Origin of the sequence: Roseomonas rosulenta (assembly GCF_016106005.1) — a bacterium.
Taxonomy (GTDB): domain Bacteria; phylum Pseudomonadota; class Alphaproteobacteria; order Acetobacterales; family Acetobacteraceae; genus Neoroseomonas; species Neoroseomonas rosulenta.
This window is the reverse complement of sequence record NZ_JACADR010000291.1, coordinates 1-5,325: the sequence shown is the minus strand read 5'-3', so window position 1 is coordinate 5,325 and position 5,325 is coordinate 1. Positions and strand designations below refer to the sequence as shown.

At 71.6% G+C, this 5,325-nt stretch carries 5 protein-coding genes; 4 read left to right on the top strand and 1 reads right to left on the bottom strand.

Annotation, left to right across the window (positions count from 1 at the left end; translation table 11 throughout):
• The 4 genes from HW578_RS22375 to arsJ all read left to right on the top strand — a co-directional run.
• Positions 1-539, top strand: a 539-nt coding sequence (locus tag HW578_RS22375; protein ID WP_198372926.1) for a putative inorganic carbon transporter subunit DabA, incomplete at its 5' end; no start/stop codon positions are given.
• 303 nt (positions 540-842) lie between these two features.
• Entirely contained in the window at positions 843-1,703 is an 861-nt protein-coding gene (locus HW578_RS22370) for a metalloregulator ArsR/SmtB family transcription factor (protein ID WP_198372925.1), read from the top strand.
• Complete coding sequence (locus HW578_RS22365) at positions 1,700-2,743, top strand: ArsJ-associated glyceraldehyde-3-phosphate dehydrogenase (protein ID WP_198372924.1); 1,044 nt, start codon at positions 1,700-1,702, stop codon at positions 2,741-2,743. Before HW578_RS22370 ends, HW578_RS22365 begins: the two co-directional genes overlap by 4 nt.
• 4 nt (positions 2,744-2,747) lie before the next feature.
• Entirely contained in the window at positions 2,748-3,977 is a 1,230-nt protein-coding gene (gene arsJ, locus HW578_RS22360) for an organoarsenical effux MFS transporter ArsJ (RefSeq protein WP_198372923.1), read from the top strand.
• A gap of 28 nt (positions 3,978-4,005) precedes the next feature.
• Here the strand turns inward: arsJ and HW578_RS22355 are convergent.
• Positions 4,006-5,325 (bottom strand): L,D-transpeptidase scaffold domain-containing protein (locus tag HW578_RS22355; protein ID WP_198372922.1); only part of this gene is annotated, 1,320 nt, incomplete at its 5' end.

Here is a 5,325-nt window from a genome sequence, read left to right as displayed (position 1 = left end):
GCGACTGGGCCGAGACGCGGCCCGAATGGGGCCTCGCGGGCTGCCGCGCCTTCATCGCGGCGCCGCGCGGCGCGACCGCGGGGCGGGACCTCGGCGGGCGCGCCTTCCTGCACGACTACGACTGGCGCGCCGATGCGGGCTTCCGCGTCCTGGAGCTGATCCTGACCGCGCCCGTGGTCGTCGCGAGCTGGATCAGCCTCCAGTACTACGGCTCCGTGGTCGCGCCGGAGGCCTTCGGCGGCGGCAACAAGCTGCTGCACAACGTCACGGGCGGTATCGGCGTGGTCGAGGGCAATGGCGGCACCTTGCGCGCTGGCCTGCCCTGGCAGTCGGTCCACGACGGGGAGCGCCTGGCGCATGAGCCGCTGCGCCTGACCGTCCTGGTCGCAGCACCCCGGGACGCGATCGATGAGATCCTGCGCAAGCATCCGCCGGTGCGCGCCCTGTTCGCGCAAGGCTGGCTGCATCTGCTGGCGCTGGACGAGGAGGCGCGCGCCTGGCGCTTCGGCCGGGACGGAGGCTGGCTGCCAGCCGCCTGACGCCCCGGCAACCGGACGGCACGCGCGTCGGCAGGACCGCGGACGCCCTGGGCTGCTCCATGGGCCCTCGACGGCCACGCTGCCCCCCCCCTTCGCGCGGTCGGCGACGACGCCACGACACCATGCGCCACGCGCCGGCGGCTTCGCCGGCGCGTGGCGCCCCGGCAGGGGATGCTCAGGTCGGGCATGTCGGCCTCGGGGGCTCGTGACCGAGGCGCGACGCCCGCGCGGGGGCAGGCGGCACGGCACGCCTGTTATCGAAGCTTCACTGGCCTGGCTCCATGATTCGATTATCGTCGAATCATGGAATCTTCAACGGCTGCCTTCGCCTTTGCCGCCCTGGGCCAGGAGACGCGCCTCGACCTGCTGCGTGCCCTGCTCGCCGCCGGGCCGAACGGCCTCGCCGCCGGTGACATCGCCGCGCGGCTCGGTGTGCCGCCCTCGACGCTGTCGTTTCATCTTCGCGCACTGGAGCAGGCTGGTCTGATCGCCGCGACGCGGCAGGGGCGCAGCCTGATCTACGCCGCGCAGGTCGACCGCCTGCGCGCCCTGATCGCCTTCCTCGCCGATGCCTGCTGCGACGGCGATCCGGCGCGCTGCGGCGACCTGCACCGCCTCCTCGATACCCGAAGGGAGACCGCCCGGATGAAGCCGGCGACCTTCAAAGTCCTGTTCCTCTGTACGCGCAACTCGGCTCGCTCGATCATGGCCGAGGCGATCCTGAGCGACATCGGCCAGCGCCGCTTCCGCAGCTTCTCGGCCGGTTCCGAGCCGTTGCCGACCGGCCCGCTGCCCGAGGTCCTGGCGCAGCTGAAGGCACTCGGTCACAACGTTTCCGAGCTGCGCTCGAAGTCCTGGGACGCGTTCACGGGACCGGATGCCCCGCGGATGGATTTCGTGATCGCGCTCTGTGACACGCTGAACCTCCAGGCCTGCCCGGATTTCGAGGGCACGCATGTCACCGCCGCCTGGCCGCTGCCCGACCCGGCGAAGTTCGCCGGCAGCGACACCGAGCGCGCGGCGCTGCTGAACGAGCTCTACGCCGCGCTGCACCGCCGCCTGACCATTTTCACGAGCCTGCCCTTCGGCACGCTCGAGCGCATGGCGCTGAAGGCGCGGCTCGACGAGCTGGCGCGGCCGCTCGCCGCGGGGGCGCGGGCATGAGGGTCGGCATCAACGGCATGGGGCGGATCGGGCGGCTTGCGCTGCGCGCGGCGATGGGGTCCGCAGAGCGCCCCGACGACGATCCGCGGGCGGGCAACCGGCTCGAGGTCGTGCATCTGAACGAGATCAAGGGTGGTGCCGCGGCCACCGCGCACCTGCTCGAGTTCGACAGCGTGCAGGGCCGCTGGCGCACGACGATCGAGCCGGAGGACAACCTGGCCATCCGCATCGGCAGCCGCCGATTGGGCTTCAGCGAGCAGGCGACGCCTGGCGACATCCCTTGGGGTGCGTTGGGCGTGGACCTGGTGCTGGAATGCACCGGCAGGTTCCTCGCGCCCGAGACGCTGCAAGGCCATCTCGATCGCGGCGCAAAGCGGGTGATCGTCGCGGCGCCGGTGAAGTTCGACAGCGTGCTGAACGTCGTCGTCGGCGTGAACCACGGCCTCTACGACCCGGCGCGTCACCCGATCGTCACCGCCGCGTCCTGCACCACCAACTGCCTCGCCCCGGTGGTGAAGGTGGTGCACGAGGCGATCGGCATCCGCCACGGCCAGATCACCACCATCCACGACCCGACCAACACGAATGTCGTGGTCGACGCGCCCCACAAGGACCTGCGGCGAGCGCGCTCGGCGATGTTGTCGCTCCAGCCCACGACCACCGGAAGCGCGACCGCCATCGCGCTGATCTATCCGGATCTCAAGGGCAGGCTCAACGGCCATGCCGTGCGCGCCCCGGTGCTGAACGCCTCCCTGACCGACTGCGTCTTCGAGATGCGGCGCGAGACGAGCGCGGCGGAGGTCAACGCGCTGTTCCGCGCCGCCGCCGCCGGACCGCTCGCCGGCATCCTGGGATACGAGGAACGCCCGCTGGTCAGCGCCGATTACGCCCGCGACACGCGCAGTTCGATCGTGGATGCGCCCTCCACCATGGTCACCGACGGCACGCTGCTGAAGGTCTATGCCTGGTACGACAACGAGATGGGCTATGCCTGCCGCATGGTGGACCTCGCCTGCTACATGCAGTCCGTCGGGATCTGACGGCATGAGCAGCAGCACTGCCGCCGCCGCGTCCCACGGCACGCGCAACTACGTCATCGTCACGCTCGCCTATTGGGGCTTTACCCTGACCGACGGCGCGCTGCGGATGCTGGTGCTGCTGCACTTCTTCCGGCTCGGCTACAGCCCCTTCACCCTGGCCTTCCTGTTCCTGCTGTATGAGGCGGCGGGAATCGCGGCGAACCTGATCGGCGGCTGGCTCGCCACGCGCTTCGGCATCGCGCGCATGCTGGCGGTCGGCCTGGCGACGCAGATCGCGGGGTTCCTGCTGCTCTCGGCCGTCTCGCCGGAGTGGGGCGCGGCGCTCTCGGTCGCCTGGGTGGTGATGGCGCAGGGCGTCTGCGGCGTGGCGAAGGACCTGACCAAGACGGCGTCGAAATCCGCCATCAAGCTGACGGCCGGCGAGGCCTCGGGCAGGCTGTTCAAGTGGGTCGCGTTCTTCACCGGCAGCAAGAACGCGATGAAGGGCGCGGGCTTCTTCCTGGGCGGTCTGCTGCTCGAGGTGCTCGGCTTCCGTGGCGCGCTCTGGGCGATGGCGGCGGCCCTGGCCATGGTGCTGGCGGGCGTCGTCGCGTCGCTGCCGCCGCTGATGGGCAAGGCGAAGGCGTCGAAGTCGGCCAGGGAGCTCTTCGCAAAGGGCCGCGGCATCAACCTGCTCGCCGCCGCGCGCGTGTTCCTGTTCGGCGCGCGCGATATCTGGTTCGTGGTCGGCCTGCCGGTCTTCCTCTACGCCAGCGGCTGGACCTTCACCATGGTCGGCGGCTTCCTCGCCCTCTGGACGATCGGCTACGGCGTGGTCCAGGCGAGCACCCCGGCGCTGGTGCGCCGGAGCAGGGACGGGCTCTCCACCGAGGTCCCGGCAGCGCGCGCCTGGTCGCTGGCGCTGGCGGCCGTGCCGGCGCTGCTCGCCGTGCTCGTGCTGGCCAGCGTGCCGCGGGCGGAGGTTTTCGTGCCCGCGGGCCTTTGCGTCTTTGGCGTGCTTCTTGCGGTGAATTCCTCGGTCCATTCCTATCTCGTGCTCGCCTATGCGGGCAGCGAGAAGGCGGCGGAGGATGTCGGCTTCTACTACGCCGCCAACGCCGCCGGCCGCTTCGGCGGGACGCTTCTCTCCGGACTGCTCTATGGCTGGGGTGGGCTCGTCGCCTGCCTCGCGGCGGCGGCGCTGATGCTGGTGCTTTGCTGGGTGGCCACGCTGGGCCTGCCGGTCCGGCGGTGAGCCCCGGCGGCGCTGCGGCCCCGGCCGATCAGGCCGGGGGCTGCTTGCGCAACCGCCGCCACACGGTGGCGTCGCGGTCGTAGAAATCCTGGCGGAACTGCAGCGCGCCCTCGGCATCGACGAAGGCGGTGCGATAGGTGATGAACACCGGCACCGGCGCCGGCAACGGCCTGCGGCTGGTCCTGCCCGTCGCGATCCTGCGGTCGATCTCGTCGATCGGCAGGTCCATCAGCAGCGAGGCCAGCTCGCGCGGGTTCTGCACGCGGATGCAGCCGCGGCTCATGCGGCGGTTGCTGCGGCTGAACAGGAAGCGGTCGGGCGTGTCGTGCAGGTAGACATCGAATCGGTTCGGCATGTCGAACAGCAGGAAGCCGAGCCCTGCCTCGGGCCCGGCCGACTGCTCGATCTCGCCATTGGCCCGCATGACCATGTTGTTCCGCGCGAGGTATTCGGGGTCGCGTTCCAGCCGGGGCAGGATCTCCGCCGCCACGATGTCGCGCGGGATCACCCAGGGCGGGTTGAAGAAGCCGGCCTCGATGAGCGTGTGGAATTCCGGGGTCTGGTTGCGTTCCGCGTTGTCGCCCACCACGACCGCGGTGGTGAAGACGCGACGGTTGTCGCGGTAGAATACCAGCTGCTGGTCGGGCACGTTCACCCAGACCCGGTCGGGCGGCAATTGGCGCGGCAGCCAGCGCTCTCGCTCGAGGTTCGCCTCGATGCTGCGCTGCCGCTGCGCGGCGGCCGCGGCACCGCCCGGCAGGCGCGGGGCGCGCAGCAGGCGGCCGCGCATCGCGAGGCGCAGCCCCAGATAGGTCTGGGTCTGCGGCGCCAGGCCCTCGAGCGCGACGACCGGATCATCGTTGTCGATCGCCTCGTCGAGGGCGGCAGCCAGGTCGACCGCGTCCGGAGCCATGGCCTCGGCACTGGTCCGCCGGTCGGCCGGCACGGCGCCGTGCGACAAGGCGTCCGCGTAGGACAGCAGGGCGTCGGTCACCACCACCTCGCGGCGCAGCGGCGGCAGCTCGTCGCGCCGGCGCAGCAGGCCGCCATGGAACATCTCGGGGTCGAGGCCGTGGTCACCCGCGCGCAGCACCAGCGCCACCAGCTCATCCGCCTGGCCCTGGCGCGCGGGCCAGACCGGGTTGAACCCGCGACGGGCGTAGAACCGCCGCAATGCCGCGGCGTCCAGCGGCTCGCCGGCGATCGCGAGATCCGACGTGCTGCGCAGCAACCGCGCGAGCGGGGTCTCCTCGATGCGCGCCGCCGCGGGCGGCTGCGGCGGCGGGGGGGCGGCGCAGGCGCCAAGGCCGCCGGCGGCCAGGATAGCCGCGCCGCCGCGCGACAGGAC

Bases quoted from the DNA above. Each gene is read 5' to 3' on its own strand.
- HW578_RS22370 (WP_198372925.1), top strand. From the start codon at position 843: ATGGAATCTTCAACGGCTGCCTTCGCCTTTGCCGCCCTGGGCCAGGAG.
- HW578_RS22365 (WP_198372924.1), top strand. From the start codon at position 1,700: ATGAGGGTCGGCATCAACGGCATGGGGCGGATCGGGCGGCTTGCGCTG.
- arsJ (WP_198372923.1), top strand. From the start codon at position 2,748: ATGAGCAGCAGCACTGCCGCCGCCGCGTCCCACGGCACGCGCAACTAC.